This is a genomic window from Streptomyces cellostaticus (assembly GCF_001513965.1).
GTDB classification, from domain to species: Bacteria; Actinomycetota; Actinomycetes; order Streptomycetales; family Streptomycetaceae; genus Streptomyces; species Streptomyces cellostaticus.
Genome location: NZ_KQ948027.1, coordinates 110,523 through 126,686 on the forward strand (window position 1 = coordinate 110,523; position 16,164 = coordinate 126,686).

Below are 16,164 nucleotides of genomic sequence, written 5' to 3' on the forward strand. Positions count from 1 at the left end.
CACGACGCAGACTCCGCCGACCAGCACCACCGATACTTCGAGCAACAACTCGGGCGTGGAAACAGCGCCCAACAGCGGCGAGGGGACCGCGTCCACCAGCCCAGCAACCCAGTAGTGAATTGAGGCTGGCAGGAAGGCTGACGGCTCAGGGTCGGTGGAGTCTCAATGACCCAGGAAAGCGTTTCTAGGTCTTCGTGGAACACCAGTTTGGAAGATCGCGTACGCGGGGTGCAGCTGAGCTGGGAGGGTGACGACCTGCGGTTTTCCGGTGCTCAGCCCGCGAACCCCCTCTGTTCCCCGCCAGTCCCCTGTGTGTCGGGCACGGCGGGGACACGAGAGCCCTGCTACGTCAGCATCATGACCACAGGAATGACGGCCACCAGGAGACCAAGGATCGCTGTGATCAGTTGCAGGAGCTGCGTCAAGGTCGCGGTCCTGGAGTGTGCACAGACGTGGTCGACTGGCCGGCATGCGTGCGCTTCGGGCTTGCACGCATGTATGTCGCCGCTGTACTCTCCTGATTTAGTTAAAGCATTGCTATGCAATGCTTTGGCGGGTACAGCGGGTTGACCTTGGGTTTTCGTCACAGAGGCCTCCCACGGCGCTCGTTGGACCGAGCTTCAGCCGTGATGCGCCTACTTTCCAGGGTCTGCGCACACGGCTGCTCGTCGTTGTCTGGCGACAACTGGGCGGCATCCTACCATTGTTGGGCGCCGCTGCCCCTTCGCCCGCGCTCGTTCACTCGCCTCACCCACCAGTCCACCCAGCTTCCATCCCGTACGCCGTCGACCCACACATCGTGGAGCGGGCGTGGTTCCTGGCGTCCAGGTGGAGCGCGCCACTGTACGAACGACCTGGACGCCAGGGGCCGCGTCTGCTCGGCTCTGCCTGGGTCGACGGTGTGCGGGATGGAAGCCCCCTGCATCCGCCACGGAGGACCCGCGGGCGGCGACGGCGCTCCCTCCATCCCGGTGCTGGCCGATCCCCCGCCGGAGGCTCTGTTCTGAGCGCGGCTTTGCTCATCCAGGTTCTCGACTCGGGGCCGTAGTTCGCTGCGGCCCCAGGGGACCGGCCCCGGCGCCGAAGGCGCAGAGGGGTCGGGCCCAGGGGGCCAGCCCGCGCTTGCGCGGGCACTTGATGGCGTAGGGAAGGTTCTCTCAGCCGGACGCTCGGACACATGGGACGCCTCAGATGTAGCCACGGCGTGGGAGGCTTGAGGACGACGACGGGTTGAGGGAGGGAGAACGAGTGTCGCAAGAGGCGAGCCCGCGGGGGACCTTTCAGAGGATCGCGGAGCAGCTGAAAGCGGAAATCGATGCGGATCCGGCGATGGCGGAGCTGCCGTCGGTCGCGGAACTCATCGACAAGTACGAAGTCTCCCGTGGCGTCGTCCTCCGAGCGTTCGGCGCGCTGCGCAAGGAGGGGGCTGCCGAGTCGGTGCCAGGTGGGCGCTGGCGGGTGATCCGGACGGGACAGTCGACGGACCGTCGGCCACTGGCAGAGCGGCTTGTCGATGTGTTCGTGGATGACGGCTTGGAGGTGGGGGCAGCCTTCCCCAGTGCTTCCGCGCTGTCCGTGAGGTTCGGTGTCTCGCGGCCCACCGTGACCAAGGCTCTGGAGAAGCTGGAAGCCGCTGGATGGCTGTCCGCAGGCGGGCAGGGCAAGGTGCGGACGGTCCGTGCCGTGCCGAATCGAGAGGAGCGTTCGTAGCTTGTCGAAGCTGACGGAGTGGGCCTATCCCCTCGCCGAGTCGTTGCTCGCAGAGCCGCTGCCCCGGCGCTGGAAGCACTGCATGGGTGTCGCCGAGCGGGCCCGCACCATCGCGCGGATCCTCGGTGAAGACGCCGACCTACTCGAAGCAGCGGCCGTCCTCCATGACATCGGGTATGCCCCCGACCTCGCCAAGACCGGCTTCCACCCGCTCGACGGCGCCCGATACCTGCGGGACGTTGCAGACGCCGACGAACGGGTCGTAAACCTCGTGGCTCACCACTCGTGTGCCTGGATGGAAGCAGAAGCCCGCGGCTTGCGTAGCGAGCTGGAGGGGGAGTTCCCCCGCGAGAGCGCGCACCTGAATGACGCGCTGTGCTACTGCGACATGAACACCACGCCGGACGGCACGTCGACGAACCCGATCGATCGGGTCAACGAGATCGCGGGACGCTACGGCTCAGACAGTCTCATTGGTACGTTCATCCGCCGGGCGGAACCCGAGATCCTGGCGAGCACATCACGTGTGCTCGAACGCGTCGCCGTCGTGAAGCGTCAGCCGATGTAGGGAGCAGTGCGCGTCCGGTCCATGGCGTGCTCGATGCGAAGCCGCATGGTGGGGTGGACGTCCAGGTCACGCAGGTCCGCCAGGTCCACCCAGCGGACCTGTGTCGTCTCGTTGCTCGTACGCAGCTCACCGCCGGTCGGCCGGGCCCGGAAACAGATGCTGAACTGCTGGCGGACTTCCCCGTCGTCGTACTTCATGACGTGCCCGGGGTCGGTGTAGATCCCGGACATGTCGGTGACCTCGGCCTTGACGCCGGTTTCTTCCCAGACCTCACGCACCACGGTGTCGCTGATGGACTCGCCCACGTCGTGGCCACCCCCCGGCAGGGCCCACCGCCCGTTGTCGGAGCGCTGGATCATGAGCACCTGTCCCGCGTCGTTCTGCACGAACGCGACGACGGACGGCACAACCGAGTTGGCCGGCGGCGCGTCGGGGTCGTGAAGGTAGTCGATGCGTCCCATGGTCAGGCTCCCGTGATGGTTGCTACGTCGGCTTCGCCGACCGGGCGTGCGTTCTCCCACGTGTGCTCGATGCTATTCGCGTACGTGTCGAACACCCCTCCGGCCCCCAGCCGACGCAGATGCAGCACGGGTGCCAGGTAGGCGCCGATGCCGTACACGTGGGGGTTCACGAGCATCTCGTCATCGGCCCGGTATATCGAGTTGTAGAGAGTCGAGTCGTGCAGCCGGAACCCGATGTCCGGGTGACTCCTCATGAGAGGCCGGTAGAGATGCAGGGCGTTGCGGATCTTGCCATCCATGATTTGGTGCCCCTCGTCTATGCCGCGCTGTCGTACGGCCGCGCAATCGGGGTCGCCGAGCAGAATGCGCACCTGGACGCCGGCCGCCACCTTCGCCTTGAGAAGGTCGTGGAACAGTGGGTCCTCGGACAGGAACAGCCCGGAGTAGACCAGCACATCGAGGGTCTTCTGTGCCCTGCTGTAGAGCTCCCGCCAGAGTCCTGAGGGCACCGTGTGCCGGTGGGGGTAGACGGTGCCAATCTCGGCCTTGGCCATGTCGGTTGCGCTGTCGACCGTGCGGCCGTCATCCCACAGCGTTGTGACGTCCATCTTGAGCGCTGCGGCCGTCGCGTACTGGTGACGTCGGTACGGCACCTTCCCCTTGGTGATCCAGCGTTCGACGGTCTTCGGGATCACGCCGATCTCCTCGGCCAGGTCCTGAACGGTCATGCCACGCGCTAACAGGGCAGACCTCAAGCGCTCGTTGGACATCTGCACCCCCTGAGGGACTTGTAGGGACTTCTTGACGGTACCGAGCGCTCCTCAACCTTTCCAGGGGCGCGGTTATGAACTCCCCTGACCTGCAGTGATTCTGATGGTGCGCCAAGAAGTCCGGCGCAAAACCAAGAGGGTTCGGACGCAGTGCTTGACGAACCCCTATGCAGTACCTGTAAAACAGGTACTGCAACGACGGGAGGGGCCCGCAAGGACTCCGTCAGTCGTGTTGCAAGTGCTTGACCTGCAAGAACCGCACCGCGAAGGACCCCGTCGGACCCGCTTACACGCGGTTCGAGCGGCAGGGGAGGCGTAGAAGTCCGTCGTCTTCACGGATCGATCGGTGTCATCGGCTAAGCCGCTGGTCTGACCCTCGGGCGTAGACCCAGGGACCGGATCGCGGGGATCCCGGTGGTTGGGCTGCACCCGGTCCATGACAGGTAGCCATTCCAGGGAGATCGACTCAGCGAGTGACGTCTGAGTGACGCGGTGACCGCGCGCCGTCCAAAGGAGGCGGAGCAAGGCGCACACGGGAGCCGCGAGATGACAGTGACGGGTTTTCCCGTCACTCGTCATGCGGGCAGGGCGGCGGCCTCACGTCGGTGCCCTGCCCGTTTGATGAGGAAACAGCCCCCCCGGGGGGCCACCCAGGGGACCGCGGACAGGCACCTGAAGAGGAGGCACTTGTGATCACCAGTCTGACAGACCAGGAACGCGACGACCTGTCACGGAAGAACGCTGAGGCGAACAAGCACAGCGAGGACAACGCCCGTGCCCGGGGCGGCCAGTGATGGTCGGCAGCGAACAGGCCAGGGCGGACGACAGCCCGGCGCCAGCCGCCGGGTACATGGTCGTGGCGTATCAGCGTTCCGCCGCAGTGTGTGAGGTCGCCAGCGTAGGCGCCGGCCTCAACGGGACGGACGCCAGCTACTTCGCTCACGAACTGCGCGAGGAGTTCCCAGGCGCGATCGTGGCGATCCTTCCCAAGAACTAGGCCTAGTCGCTCTGATCAGCCCCGATGGTCGTAGGTCGGGTTCGACTCCCGACCGGGACGCTCCGGCCCGCCGCCTCGATCGGCGTGGGCCGCACTTCCCGGACCGGCCGCCGCCCCGTCGGGGCTCCCTCGCGGCCCCCGGCTCTTCTCTGTCCCTTCGACATGGGAGCTCCCATGCTCAATTACGTCGGCGGCCACCGGGCCGACACCCCACACGACTTCTTCGAACTCGCCCTCGGCGCCCCCGTCGACCTCTGGCTCGGGGTCGAGGGCGAGAGCGAGGAGGAGCGCGCGGCCCGGTTGGACGCTGCCTGCGACATCATCACCGACCCGGAGTTCTACGACCTGCCCGCCCGCGTCATCCACCACGACCCGGAGCTGTTCAACGTGGTGGCGCTGCCCCGCCTCCCCCGCCGCCGCCCGGTCCGTCGGAGGGCGGCTGCATGAGCGAGGGGCTGACGCTGGACGACCTGTCAATGCCGCTGCGGGCGCTGCGCCTGCTCACTGTGGACTTCGGGCACCTTCCGGCACCGATGCTGGACCTGTCCACCATCTTCCCGGACCGGCTGAAGCTGGCCTTCCACTACGACCTGGCCGACTTCGAAGCATGGCGTGAAGCGCTGGGCATCGCCCCGGACACTGTGGAGCACGGTACGCAGGGTCCGGACGGCGGGACGCGCGTGCTGAAGGCGTCCATCGAGTACGCGGGCGCGGTGCTTGAGCTGGTGGCCTACGCCGACATGCCCGACCCGGCACTGACCGGAGCGGCCTGATGTCGGCCGCGTGGGGCAAGTGCTTCGACCCGTCCGGCGCCCGCTACGGCGTGCCCACGTACCCCTGGAAGCTCGCCCCTGACGGGCTCGCGACGCGCCGGCAGTTACGGGCCCGTGGCCTGCGCCCGGGTGGCCAACCGGTAGCGGCTCAGGCCATGCGTATGAACCGGCGCACCGGGACCCCCAGGGTCGCCTACCTCTACCACGTCGACCGCGCGCTTCCGGTGCGGCCGATGACCTCCCGTAAGTGGGGCGCGCTCGCGCTGGCGATGCTCGCCCGCCGCACGTGCCCGAAGTGCGGTGTCACCTACAGCTACTGCCTGCCGACCTCGCTCGGCATGTGTGTGCTGTGCGCCTACCCCGACGAACACGAAAGGAAGTGATCGCATGGACAGGGAGTGGAAGGTAGCCGCCCGCAGGGCGGTGCACTGGAGTCTGCCGGTCGGTCTGACCGGCTTGTCACTGGGCTGGACGGTTTACGCGGTGGGGGAGATCCTCGCCCATCAGGCCCCGGCGCCGCTCGCGTACACGGTGGCCGGTATCTACGACGCGGTGTGGCTGTACGCGCTGGCGATGGAGACCGCGCACCGCCGGCAGGGCTCCAACGGGACGCTCCCGGCGGTGCTCGGGTGGCTGTTCCTGGTCACCTCGGTCGGGGTGCTGGTCACCCACGGCCTGTTGTACGCCACGGCTGTCGTCGCGGTGATCGGCGCGGTGGTTCCGGCCGCCGCCAAGGCCACGCTGATCATGGCTGTGGAGCGGGACACCACCCGCATCTCCTGCGCAGCACAGCAGCAGATCGACGCTGTGCGCAGCGCGACGCGGGATCAGGTGGCGATCGGCCGCGCGGTCACCCGGGCCAAGGCCGACCGGCACAAGACGGCAGCCCACCTGGAGCGCGAGGAGCACACCGCCCGCGGCCAGGCGCACAAGGTGCGCCACGAGGCTGCCGAGAAGCTGACGAAGCTCACCTCAGAGCACCCGGCCGCGGACCTCCCCGAGGAGGTTCCGGCGCTGTTCTCCGATGAGGACCTGGCCCGGGTGCTGGGCCAGTGGACACAGGAGGGTGTGTCCCTGGGTGTGTCCCCTGTGTCCCCGCAGGTCGGCCCCGTGTCCCCGGTGCCGGAACTCCCCGCGCCGCAGGGCGAGGGACACACTCCGCTGGACTGGCCGGCTTTGGCTGCGGTGGCTGCCGTGGCCGGCGTCGAAACTCCCGAGCCGGGTGAGCCGCTGACCGAGGAACAGCTCATGGTGGTGCTGCGGTGGCTGCGCCACTCGGAGAACCCCCCGCTGTCCTACCGCAAGGCGCTGGCTGCGTACCGCGCGGCGGGCTTTTCCGCGAAGGAAGAGCGGGTGCGCAAGGCGTACGCCGCCCTGATCGATGCGGAGGACGCACAGCCGTAAGCCGGCCTCCGGCACACACCAATGAGGGCCAGCCCACGGGAATTGGGCTGGCCCTCGTTGCGACTGCCGGAAGCAGTCGAGACCAGTGAAGCAGACCCGGTGAGCCCCGGCGAGCGGCACCTTCGCAGACCCGGCGCGCAGACCCGGCGAGCGCCACAGAAACCAAATCCCATGAATCCGCAGGGGCGCGCGGGCCATGCCCGCGTGTCCACGATCACCAAGAACGGAGGGGGTGTGGGAAGGAAGAAACAGCAAGGTCCGGGCGAGGACACGTACGGGCAGATGGCAGGCGGAATCGGCGTTCTCGCCATCGCCTTCGGAGGCCTCGCCACCCTCAAGGACAAGCTGGGCCTGTCCTGGCCGGCCACGGTGCTGCTCACCGCCGGCGGGCTGGTCGGACTCGGCTACCTGGCGTGGAGGATCCGTTGGGGCGTCCCGCGCCTGTGGGCGCGCCAACCGGATACCTCCCCGGCAGCCCAACAGACGTCCCTGCAACAGGAATCCCCTGTCCAGGCCGTCGAGGGGCAGGGGCCCGGTCAGTCGGTAGGCGAAGCACAGGTGCCTGTCGAGGCCTCGCCGGGAGGGGATGAGAGCCACCCGCAACTGACCATGGTGCTCAGCCGGGTTGGGGCCATCGGCAGGGATGAACGAGTCCGTGCCGGTGACGTCACGATCGAGACGCTGCCAGGTATCGGCACCGTCTACGACTTCCTGGTGCCTGAGGGCCGCACCCACGACGACGTGGCAAAACGGCTCGGTCCGATCGCGTCGATGTTCGGCGTCACCCGCCTGCACCTGAAGCTGGAGACGAGCAGGAAGACCGAGCGCAGTGTGCGTCTTCTGGTGCTGAACGAGCCCCCGTTCAGCCGGCCGTTCCCGGCGCCGACCCGGCAGGAGATCCAGACGTTCGCGGGGGTTCCCCTCGGACACGAGGTCACCGGCCGGCTCGCCGGGGTGCCCACCTTCGACAAGGCATCCCTGCTGGTCGGCGGCATGACCCAGATGGGCAAAACGACGCTGATCAACGGGCTCATCACGTGCCTGCTGATCGCGTACGGCGACTTCGACCTGTACCTGCTCGACGGCAAGCTGTGCGGGCTGACCAGGTTCGAAAAGCTCGCCGTGCGCTACGAGGCGTCGGACGACCCGGCCGTCCTGGAGAGCATGCTCGATGAGCTGCTTGTCCGCGTGGACGACCGGTACACGCAGTTGCAGGACGCCATCCGCAACCGGCAGCCCGCACCGGTGTTCAAGCCGGTGTTCTTCATCATCGACGAGGCCGCCGACTTCTACACCGACAACGGCACCAAGGAGTCAAAGGAACAGGTTCGCCGGGTAGAGGACAAGTCGCGTTCCCTGGTGGCGAAATCTCTGGAATCCGGGATTTCCACGGTGATGCTGACGCAGCGCCCGGCCAGGGATGCGATTCCGGTGAAGGTGCGGGATCAGTTCCTGTACCGGATGTGTCTGTATGTGGCATCGGAAGGAAGCGCGAAGGTCGCCCTCGGGGACTCTTACTTCGATACGGTCGCCCCCATTCACCCGGCGCTTCTCGATCCGGACGTCAAGGGTCAGGGTGTGTTGTTCGCGAACGGCTCGTCAACTCTGCTCCGGGGCTTCAATTTCTCGGACGAGTTCATCTGGGGTGTGGTCGACGAAGTCCATGCCCGGCGTGAACAGGCGATCCCGGATTCTCCGCTGAAGCAGGCCATCGACATCATGCGCAATGACGGTGTCGAGTTCATGCCCACGGCCGAACTCGCCCCGTCGCTCGGGATCACAGAAAGCGATCCGGCAGAGCGTGGAAAGCAACTGAGCCGTCTTCTCGGTGTTCCCGCCGACAAGGGCGCCAAGGGTGTGCGGGGCTACCGGCTGGCCGATCTCACCACAGCCGCCATGTCCCGTTCGTGACCGCCATCCCGCACCGCCAACACCACCGCCAGGCCACCGCCACCCAGCCTGCCCGGGTGGCGGTCACCCCAGCCTGGGTGGCGGTGGTCCGGCGGTCACCCGGCGGTGCCGGGTGGCGGTGCTGACCAGTGAAAACGATCAACTCTCCAGGAAAGAGGGAGGAGGCCCGTTGCGTGCCTCTACAACCGTCACCATCGGCGTAGGAGCGACCGCGGCCGTCCTCGTGGCCGCGCTCGTCCAGGGCGCCGGCGACGACCCCGTGTCCACGGCGCTCAGCCTGACCGTCCCCAGCCAGTACAAATCCCTGATCGAGGACGCGGGACATACCTGCTCCGAGGTCACCCCGAACCTGCTCGCCGCGCTTTTGACACAGGAATCCGGCTTCAAGCCGAAAGCACAGTCCCAGGTCGGCGCGGAAGGCATCGCACAGTTCATGCCATCCACCTGGCAGGCCCACGGAATCGACGGCAACGGTGACGGCAAGCGCGACGTGTGGGACCCCGCCGACGCGATTCCCTCAGCGGCCGCATACCTCTGCGGCATAGCCAAGGACGTCAAGGACGTTCCCGGCGACAAGCAGAGCAACATGTTGGCCGCCTACAACGCCGGAAGCGGAGCAGTCCGCAAATACGGAGGCATACCTCCCTACAAGGAGACACAGAACTACGTCAAATCCATTCAGGCACTAGCGCAACAGCCGTCCGGCGGGAAAACCGCGACCACAACGCAGGCCGAAACTGCGATCAGCGTCGCGAAAGACATGATCGGCACCCCGTATTCGTGGGGCGGTGGAAACGCCTCCGGACCCAGCACGGGAACCTGCTGCTCCCCCAAGGGCCGTTCCGGAACAGATATTTCCGGGTTCGACTGTTCCGGGCTCACGCTCTACGCCTACGCGAAGGCGGGTATTTCCCTGCCCCGCACGGCGGCCGAACAGTACGCGGCCTCGGAGCCGGTCAAGCCTGGTGATGTACACCCCGGGGATCTCGTCTTCTACGGCTCCAGCCTCACGAGCATTCACCACGTCGGCATCTCCATCGGCGGCGGCTGGATGATCGACGCCCCCCGCCCCGGCACACAGGTCCGCTACGACCCCATTGACGTCATGACCGACCTGATCGCCGTCGCCCGCCCCACCTCCCACGGCAACAAGGAGATCTGATCCATGTCCAAGTTCACCGTCCTCGCCAAGCCCGTCGACATGTCCGGCGGCTTCAAGGACTTCTTCGACACCATCGGCCTGACCGGCGGCGGCCTGGTCACCAAGGGCATCGCCGCTGTGATCGCCGTGATCGCAGTCCGCATGCTGCTGCAGCTGTCGGGCGACCCCAAGGGCGCTCTGCGGAAGGGGTCGATGGCCGTCGGCACGCTGTTCGTCGCTGTGGTGCTCGCGCTCTACGGCGACACCCTGTTCTCCACCGTCACCCAGGCCAAGGGCTGATCATGGCGGACAAGGGCAACAACCCGTGCGACAAGATCGACGGCTCGGCACGGGAGTTCTGCGAAAAGGACCTGAACGGACGCAGTTACCACGGCAACGGTGGAGGCGGGGGCCTCACCAACGGCGCCTCCCAGCATGTCAGGGAACTCGCTGACAGCCTGCTCAAGAAGATCACTGATCTGGTCGCGCCGAAGCATGCGTGGGCGCCGCAGAAGTCCGACAGCGTGGTGTACGAGCCGTTCTTGTGGCTCGGCCAGCATCTTGCCGTCGCCATCTTCGTGTGCGTGGTCGTCGTGTGCGCCCTGACCGCCTGGCAGGGCGCACCCCGTCTGAAACAGATGGGGGCGTCGACGGGGTGGACCCTGGCGGCCGTTGCCGGCATGGCATCGGTGCCGGGGGCCGTGATGCTGCTGAACAGGGCCGTGAGCGCTGCGTTCACAGCCGCGTTCGACAGCAACGAGTCGACCCTGTTCAGCGTCATCCGTGACGATCTGAAGCACGGGGCGGATGCGGGGAACCCGTTGGGGATCCTGCTGATCATCTCCGCGCTCGTGGTGGCTCTCGCTTTCGCAGCGCTGGTGTTCATGACGCGCCAGATCGGGATCCTCGCGTTCGTGTGTATGGCTCCCCTGGTGCTGGCCTCCCTGGCACGCGGGGGCGACATGACCGCGGTCAAGGAGTGGGCGCAGCGGCTGCTGGGGCTGATCTTCGCCCCGCTCGCGCTGCTGCTGATCTCACCGTTCGTCGAGTTCAGCCACGGTGCGCTGGTCCTGGACACCGTGCTGCTCATCGCCGCGGACGTCCTGATGCTGCGGATGATCTTCCACGGGGTGCCCTACTTCGGGCCCAAGGTGGCCCGTGCCGCCCGGACGCTGGTGGAACGCAACACCACCCATCCCCTGGCACGGGCGGTCGTCAGGGCCGGCGCGCCGGACTTCTACGAGCAGGAGAACACTCCCCGGGGCCCGCGCACGGTGGACACCCCGCGCCGCGCCATGTCCCAGGACCGCGGTGTCCTGTTCGCCGCCTACGGCATCAAGCAGGACAAGAGGTCGGGACGGCTGACCACCGCGTCCGCTGTTGCCAAGGCCCGGCGGGATGAGACCGACCGCGTGGCCCGCAGCTCGCAGATCAGCCAAGCGCGCCGGCAGGCGCGGGCTGCCGTCCAGACACCCAACCCCAACCCCAACCGCACGCCGAACCCCCGTCCGGTGCGCAACCGGCCGAACAACCCGTAGGAGGGAAAACCATGTACTCCCTGACCCCCGGCTATCGCATTCCCGCCCTGCAGCGCGGACTCAGTCCCGTCGAGACTCTGCTGACGAAAGCGAACGCCGGGGTCGGGGGCGCCGTCCTCATGTCGGCGGTGATCACCCCGCCGCCCGCATGGACCTTCGGCGCAGTGGGCGCGGCCGCGATGCTGCTCAATGTGGCGCCGGGGCCCCGCTCGATCGCCCGGTGGGTGACCGTCGGCTACCGGCACTGGCGCGAGCGCACCGTGCCCGCCTCCGTGGTCGCCCAGTCCGGAGCGACCACGACCTGGGCGCTGTACCCGGAGCATGGCACCATGCAGGACCCGCAGCGCAGGGCCGCCTTTCATGCCGCGTTCTCGCGCGCCCTCGCGTTCGCCGGCGGCCAGGCCCGCAGCGCGGGCATCCAGGTCCACGTCACCCACCACACCACCGTCCGCGACCACACCGCCCACACGCAGACGATCTCCGTCCACGTCCCCAAGGGGCTGGTCGGCCACCCCTGCCGGGTCATCGGGACCCTGGAGGGCGAGTTCGCCGCTCTCGGCGTCCTGACGCCCATCACACCGGAGCCGATTCCCGCCGTGACCGGCCGGGGCCCCGGCTGGGCCGCTCTGGACGACGGCCGCTACGCGGCGACCGCACGGGTCACCGCATGGCCCGAAGAGACCGGTTCAGACCTCATGCCGAAGCTGCTCCTGGGCCAGGACGCGGACCGGTCGTTCGCCGTCCTGTACCGGCCTCTGCCGCCAGGCCAGTCGCGCCGGTCGGCGAAGTGGCAGCGCGCTGCGGCAGAAGCCTTCACCGCCGACAAGGTGAAGCAGGACGCGAACGAGATCGCCAGCGGAACGACGCACGGCGCACTTGTCCAGGGCGCGACCCTCGTGGACCTCGACGCTTACCTGACGGTGTGGGGCGACAGCCCGGAGACCGTCATCGACGCCCGCTGGCAGGCCTCGCTCGATGCCGACCGGCACCGCATTCACCTCGACTGGCTGGCAGGCCAGCAGCACCGCGCTCACGTGATGAACACCCCCCACGGAGCCACCACCAGGAAAGGGGCGCTCCTGTGATCCGCCTGCCCTCCAACCACGCCGCGATCACGGCGCCGCTGGTCGCGTCCAGCACCGCTTTCCCTGGCATCCCGATCGGACGGTCGCTGCTCGACGGGCGCCCGTTCCGCCTTTCCCCCGTCCTGACCGACGCCGCCGTGCTGCCGTCGACGAACAGCCTCGCCCTGGGCGGACTCGGCTCCGGCAAGTCGACGACGGCGAAGGCACGGATCCGCCGCGAAGTCCTCCACCACGCGCATCAGGCCGTCATCATCGACAGCTTCGGCGAGGACGACGCCGGAGAGTGGGCTCCGCTCGTCCGCTCCCTGGGGGGCCACGTCATCGAAGCCGGCGCCTTCACGCTGAACCCGTGCAGCCCGATGTTCCCGCCCGAGGTCCGCGAGCAGCTGATCCGGTCATTGATCGCCGCTGTCGAGCCCGGCGCACTCACCCACCAGGCCGCCCACGCGCTGCAACACGCCTTGAACCATCCGAAGGCAACGTCGCTGAACGGGCTGGTGGACGCTCTGGTCCGCCCCGAGGACGGACGGTGGCCGTCGGCGAAGCTCACCGAGTGGGGCGAGGGCGCGGCCATCGCGCTGTCCCGCTACACCGAGGGCTCACTGCGCGGCTTGTTCGACGGCCAGAACGCAAGCCTTCCCGAGACGGACCTGCCGATCCTCTCCTTCGACTTCACCGGCCTGGACCGCAACGGCCCCGCAATCCCGTCGCTGATGGCCGCGGTGTCGTGCTGGGCAGAACACGTCTGGCTGCGCCAGTCGACCGCCGTGCACCGGCACCTGGTGCTCGAGGAAGCGTGGCAGATCCTGCTGTCCCCGGCCACGAGCGAGCTGATCCAGCGGCAGCTGAAGAACTCACGGAAAGCGGGGCTGTCCCTGGACGTGGTGATGCACACGCTCTCCGACCTTGGCGACGGCAAGGCACAGGACCTGGCGCGCCTGTGCGAGATCGCCCACGTCGGACGCCTGAACCCGGAAGAAGCGGCCATCGTCGGCGCCCTGCTCGGCCTGCCCGTCTGGGCGGTCGAACAGATCCCGACGCTGGAACCGGGCCAGGCCGTGTGGAAGGTCGGCCCCGACTACGTCGACATCATCGAAACCGTCCTCAGCGACGAGGAAGCCGAGCTCACCGACACCTCCTCGCGGCGCCGCAAGGCACAGCAGGCCCTGGCCGTCGAGACGGTCCAGGATGCCAACCAGGAACCCGCCGCAACGGAGACGGAGTTCGGCGTCGACAGCGACTACGACGGCTACAGCGAAAACCTGGCGGACACGGGGGCACCGGTCGAGCAGCACACCGACGACGGTGCCTGGGACTGGGAGATGCCTCCGAACGTCATCGACACCCGGCACCAGGACGTCCTCCATGCCGCGATGGAAGGCCGGTGCAGCGAGGCCGCCCAGATGGCAGCCATCGGCGAGCGAGAGGACATCAACACCCACGGAATCAACTCGGATCAGGCCATTTCGTGGCTTGAGACCCGGGCTCAGGTGGCGGAACTGTGCGACAACCCCGACCAAGCGGCGCAGCTCCGCGCTACCGTCGCCCGCATGGGTAAAGACGTCGAATGGTGGCGGCAGCCCACGATCGGTGACACTGCGACAGCAGCGTGGCACAGCGCACCTCAGCCGCCCACACCCGCACCGACTCCTGACGCCGACGCACCCGTGCGACCGCGCCGCCGCACCTGGCCCTACATCGCGGCGATCGCAACCCTGGGCCTCGTTGGCGCGTGCGTGGCACAGAACTCCCAGGACCAACAGCATGCCCAGCAGCGCCAGGAGAAGGCCGCCGCCTACAAGGGCAGGTCCGGCGCCGCGGTCCGTATCGACGGGGTCGACGCCGATGTCGTGGCCCACTGGAGCACCGACAGGGAGCGCGTCGTCGTGGAACTGCGCTCCTACTTCGACCGCAACGCAAAGTTCCTGCGGATCGATGCCTCATCAGGTCAGAGCGCCCAGAGCACCCGTGGGGAAGACAGATGGTTCCCCAAAACTCCCGAAGTCGCCCTGCCAGTCAAGGATCCTCTCGCCGACGTGACAGTCCGGATAGCGGTTGGCGGAAAACGTTGGAAGGAAGGCATGAAGCCGTACTCCCGGACAGTCCGACTGACTCCGACCGGCATCGCGTACGACTCCGAGACCGGGGAGAAGCTCCCGTCCGATCTCTGACCCACGCTCCTGTATCCCCCTGACGGCTCGCATCCCACGAGGATGCGGGCCGTCTCTCCTTTCAGGGCACTCTGCCTGGTCCTCGCCTAGACCGTGGCCTGCGCGGCCTGAGCCTGCGGCCCATCGTCCCCAACCACCCGCCGTAGTTCCAGCTCCGGTTCAACCCCGCGCTCCACATCCACGCCACCCTCCCCGCCCCCACCCCGGCGGGCGACGACTTCGGCGACGAACCCGACAACATCCACCCGCCCCAACGCTGACCCCTGTGCGCTCCGCCCGGTCCAGGACCGCCCACCTGGCGCGCCCGCGCCATCGAACCCGAACGGAATCCCATGAAGCAGCAGCAAAACGCGTTCTGGGTCGGCACCTACCACGGACGCCACGACGGCACCCCGGTCACGGTCACCGCCACCCGCGACGACACGCGCCCCGAGCCCTACGCCTGGACGTGCACCTGCGGGGCGTTCCAGGACTTCCCCACCGAGCATGGCCTGTTCCCCACTGCCTGGCGGCACACCCACCCCACGCGCTTCGACCAGCTGCGGCAGTGGGCCGCCCGCCGGTTCCGCACTCGCCACGCCCGCTGACCTGACGCCCTGCCTGGTCCTCGTCCGCCCGCCCTGCGGGCCCGGCGAGCACCGGACAGGCCGCCCGGCCAACCCTGCACCGCCCCCGAGAGACAAGGAGATCCTGTTGTGGCGAACATCAACGGCACCAGCGGTACCGACTTCCCGTGGCGGCGCTTCCTGTACCCGTTCGCCATCGCCGGCGCGGTCGTCGTCGGCGGCTGGGGACTGGTTGCCGCCCTGGCCTGGCTGCTCAACATCGCCGCCCACACCGCAACCGTCATCGCACACGCTGCCGGACCCATCGGCGTTGGCGGCATCACCCTCAAACTCTTCAGCTCCAAGCGCTGACCTGCAAAAAGGAGCGCCATGTTCGAGATCCGCGTCATCTGCAAGCCGGACGACGCCGACCGCATCGGCCAGGCCCTGGCCACCGCGTTCGACACCGGCCCGGCACGCCAGTACCCCACCCGCGACGGCAAGCGCACCCGCCTCTACATCACCGCCGACCACCGGCCCACCACACCCGAAAGCGAGTGACCATGTCCTTCGGAGAGACCCCGATCACCATCATCGGCAATCTGACCGCAGACCCGGAACTGAAGTTCACCGACTCCGGTCAGGCCCTGGCCAAGTTCACAGTCGCTTCCACCCCGCGCGCCTTCGACCGCGAGGCGAACCAGTGGAAGGACGGCACGTCCACGTTCTTCCGCTGCGCCGCCTGGCGCGCGCTCGCCGAGCACGTCGCCGAATCCCTTGGTAAGGGCTCGCGGGTGGTGCTGTCCGGCCGAATCCGGCAGCACGACTGGAAGACCCCGGAAGGCGACAACCGCTCCATGCTCGCCGTCGAGGTCGACGAGATCGGCGCCTCGCTGCGCTTCACCACGGTCACGATCAACGCCAAGCGCACCGGCGGAAACAGCGCCGCCACGTCCGGTGCCCCGTGGAACACCGGGGACAACCGGCCCGAGCAGGGCAACGAGCCGCCGCTCTAGATACGCCCGGGGCGACCGCACCTCTCGCCAAAGACACGCGGTCGCCCCGGCCAACCAGTCCACAACCAACCTGT

Annotated in this window: 18 protein-coding genes; 16 read left to right on the forward strand and 2 right to left on the reverse strand. The window is 67.9% G+C overall.

Annotated elements, in window-relative coordinates:
* The first annotated feature begins 1,248 nt into the window (after positions 1-1,248).
* Positions 1,249-1,710: a GntR family transcriptional regulator gene (locus AQI88_RS24135; RefSeq protein ID WP_067002955.1), complete on the forward strand. Its 462-nt coding sequence runs from the start codon at positions 1,249-1,251 to the stop codon at positions 1,708-1,710.
* 1 nt (position 1,711) lies between these two features.
* Positions 1,712-2,278: an HD domain-containing protein gene (locus AQI88_RS24140; protein WP_107118649.1), complete on the forward strand. Its 567-nt coding sequence runs from the start codon at positions 1,712-1,714 to the stop codon at positions 2,276-2,278.
* On the opposite strand, the gene AQI88_RS24145 is transcribed toward AQI88_RS24140, so the two are convergent.
* Entirely contained in the window at positions 2,266-2,739 is a 474-nt protein-coding gene (locus AQI88_RS24145; RefSeq protein WP_067002957.1) for an NUDIX domain-containing protein, read from the reverse strand. The genes AQI88_RS24140 and AQI88_RS24145 overlap by 13 nt on opposite strands.
* Positions 2,740-2,741: 2 nt before the next feature.
* On the reverse strand, positions 2,742-3,509 hold the full coding sequence (locus AQI88_RS24150; RefSeq protein WP_067002959.1) for a helix-turn-helix domain-containing protein: 768 nt from the start codon (positions 3,507-3,509) through the stop codon (positions 2,742-2,744).
* 1,171 nt (positions 3,510-4,680) lie between these two features.
* Here AQI88_RS24150 and AQI88_RS24160 point away from each other — a divergent pair.
* The 14 genes from AQI88_RS24160 to ssb all read left to right on the forward strand — a co-directional run bounded on the left by AQI88_RS24160 (position 4,681) and on the right by ssb (position 16,090).
* Positions 4,681-4,953 (forward strand): hypothetical protein, encoded by a 273-nt coding sequence (locus AQI88_RS24160; protein WP_067002963.1) that lies wholly within the window; start codon positions 4,681-4,683, stop codon positions 4,951-4,953.
* A complete protein-coding gene (locus AQI88_RS24165) occupies positions 4,950-5,279 on the forward strand; it encodes a hypothetical protein (RefSeq protein WP_067002965.1) in 330 nt (109 codons plus the stop codon). The genes AQI88_RS24160 and AQI88_RS24165 overlap by 4 nt, the downstream gene beginning before the upstream one ends.
* Positions 5,279-5,662, forward strand: a complete 384-nt coding sequence (locus AQI88_RS24170) for an RRQRL motif-containing zinc-binding protein (RefSeq protein ID WP_067002967.1) — start codon at positions 5,279-5,281, stop codon at positions 5,660-5,662. The genes AQI88_RS24165 and AQI88_RS24170 overlap by 1 nt, the downstream gene beginning before the upstream one ends.
* 4 nt (positions 5,663-5,666) lie before the next feature.
* Positions 5,667-6,683, forward strand: a complete 1,017-nt coding sequence (locus AQI88_RS24175) for a hypothetical protein (RefSeq protein ID WP_067002969.1) — start codon at positions 5,667-5,669, stop codon at positions 6,681-6,683.
* Positions 6,684-6,887: 204 nt separating this feature from the next.
* Positions 6,888-8,594 carry an FtsK/SpoIIIE domain-containing protein gene (locus tag AQI88_RS24180; RefSeq protein ID WP_067002970.1) on the forward strand — a complete coding sequence of 569 codons (1,707 nt, stop codon included), beginning with the start codon at positions 6,888-6,890 and terminating at the stop codon, positions 8,592-8,594.
* Between the two features lie 112 nt (positions 8,595-8,706).
* Positions 8,707-9,756 (forward strand): C40 family peptidase, encoded by a 1,050-nt coding sequence (locus AQI88_RS24185; protein ID WP_244184286.1) that lies wholly within the window; start codon positions 8,707-8,709, stop codon positions 9,754-9,756.
* A gap of 3 nt (positions 9,757-9,759) precedes the next feature.
* Positions 9,760-10,035 carry a hypothetical protein gene (locus AQI88_RS24190; protein WP_067002974.1) on the forward strand — a complete coding sequence of 92 codons (276 nt, stop codon included), beginning with the start codon at positions 9,760-9,762 and terminating at the stop codon, positions 10,033-10,035.
* Between the two features lie 2 nt (positions 10,036-10,037).
* Positions 10,038-11,273, forward strand: a complete 1,236-nt coding sequence (locus AQI88_RS24195; RefSeq protein WP_067002975.1) for a hypothetical protein — start codon at positions 10,038-10,040, stop codon at positions 11,271-11,273.
* Positions 11,274-11,284: 11 nt separating this feature from the next.
* The gene (locus AQI88_RS24200; protein WP_067002977.1) at positions 11,285-12,358 is read left to right on the forward strand and encodes a hypothetical protein; all 1,074 of its coding nucleotides are present in this window, start codon (positions 11,285-11,287) and stop codon (positions 12,356-12,358) included.
* A complete protein-coding gene (locus AQI88_RS24205; RefSeq protein ID WP_067002979.1) occupies positions 12,355-14,529 on the forward strand; it encodes a hypothetical protein in 2,175 nt (724 codons plus the stop codon). Before AQI88_RS24200 ends, AQI88_RS24205 begins: the two co-directional genes overlap by 4 nt.
* 332 nt (positions 14,530-14,861) lie before the next feature.
* On the forward strand, positions 14,862-15,116 hold the full coding sequence (locus tag AQI88_RS24210) for a hypothetical protein (RefSeq protein ID WP_067002981.1): 255 nt from the start codon (positions 14,862-14,864) through the stop codon (positions 15,114-15,116).
* Positions 15,117-15,224: 108 nt separating this feature from the next.
* Positions 15,225-15,446, forward strand: coding sequence for a hypothetical protein (locus AQI88_RS24215; protein ID WP_244184287.1), 222 nt, complete (start codon positions 15,225-15,227; stop codon positions 15,444-15,446).
* Positions 15,447-15,464: 18 nt separating this feature from the next.
* On the forward strand, positions 15,465-15,635 hold the full coding sequence (locus AQI88_RS46715) for a hypothetical protein (RefSeq protein ID WP_167357471.1): 171 nt from the start codon (positions 15,465-15,467) through the stop codon (positions 15,633-15,635).
* Between the two features lie 2 nt (positions 15,636-15,637).
* Positions 15,638-16,090: a single-stranded DNA-binding protein gene (ssb, locus tag AQI88_RS24220; protein ID WP_067002983.1), complete on the forward strand. Its 453-nt coding sequence runs from the start codon at positions 15,638-15,640 to the stop codon at positions 16,088-16,090.
* The last annotated feature ends 74 nt before the right edge of the window (positions 16,091-16,164 follow it).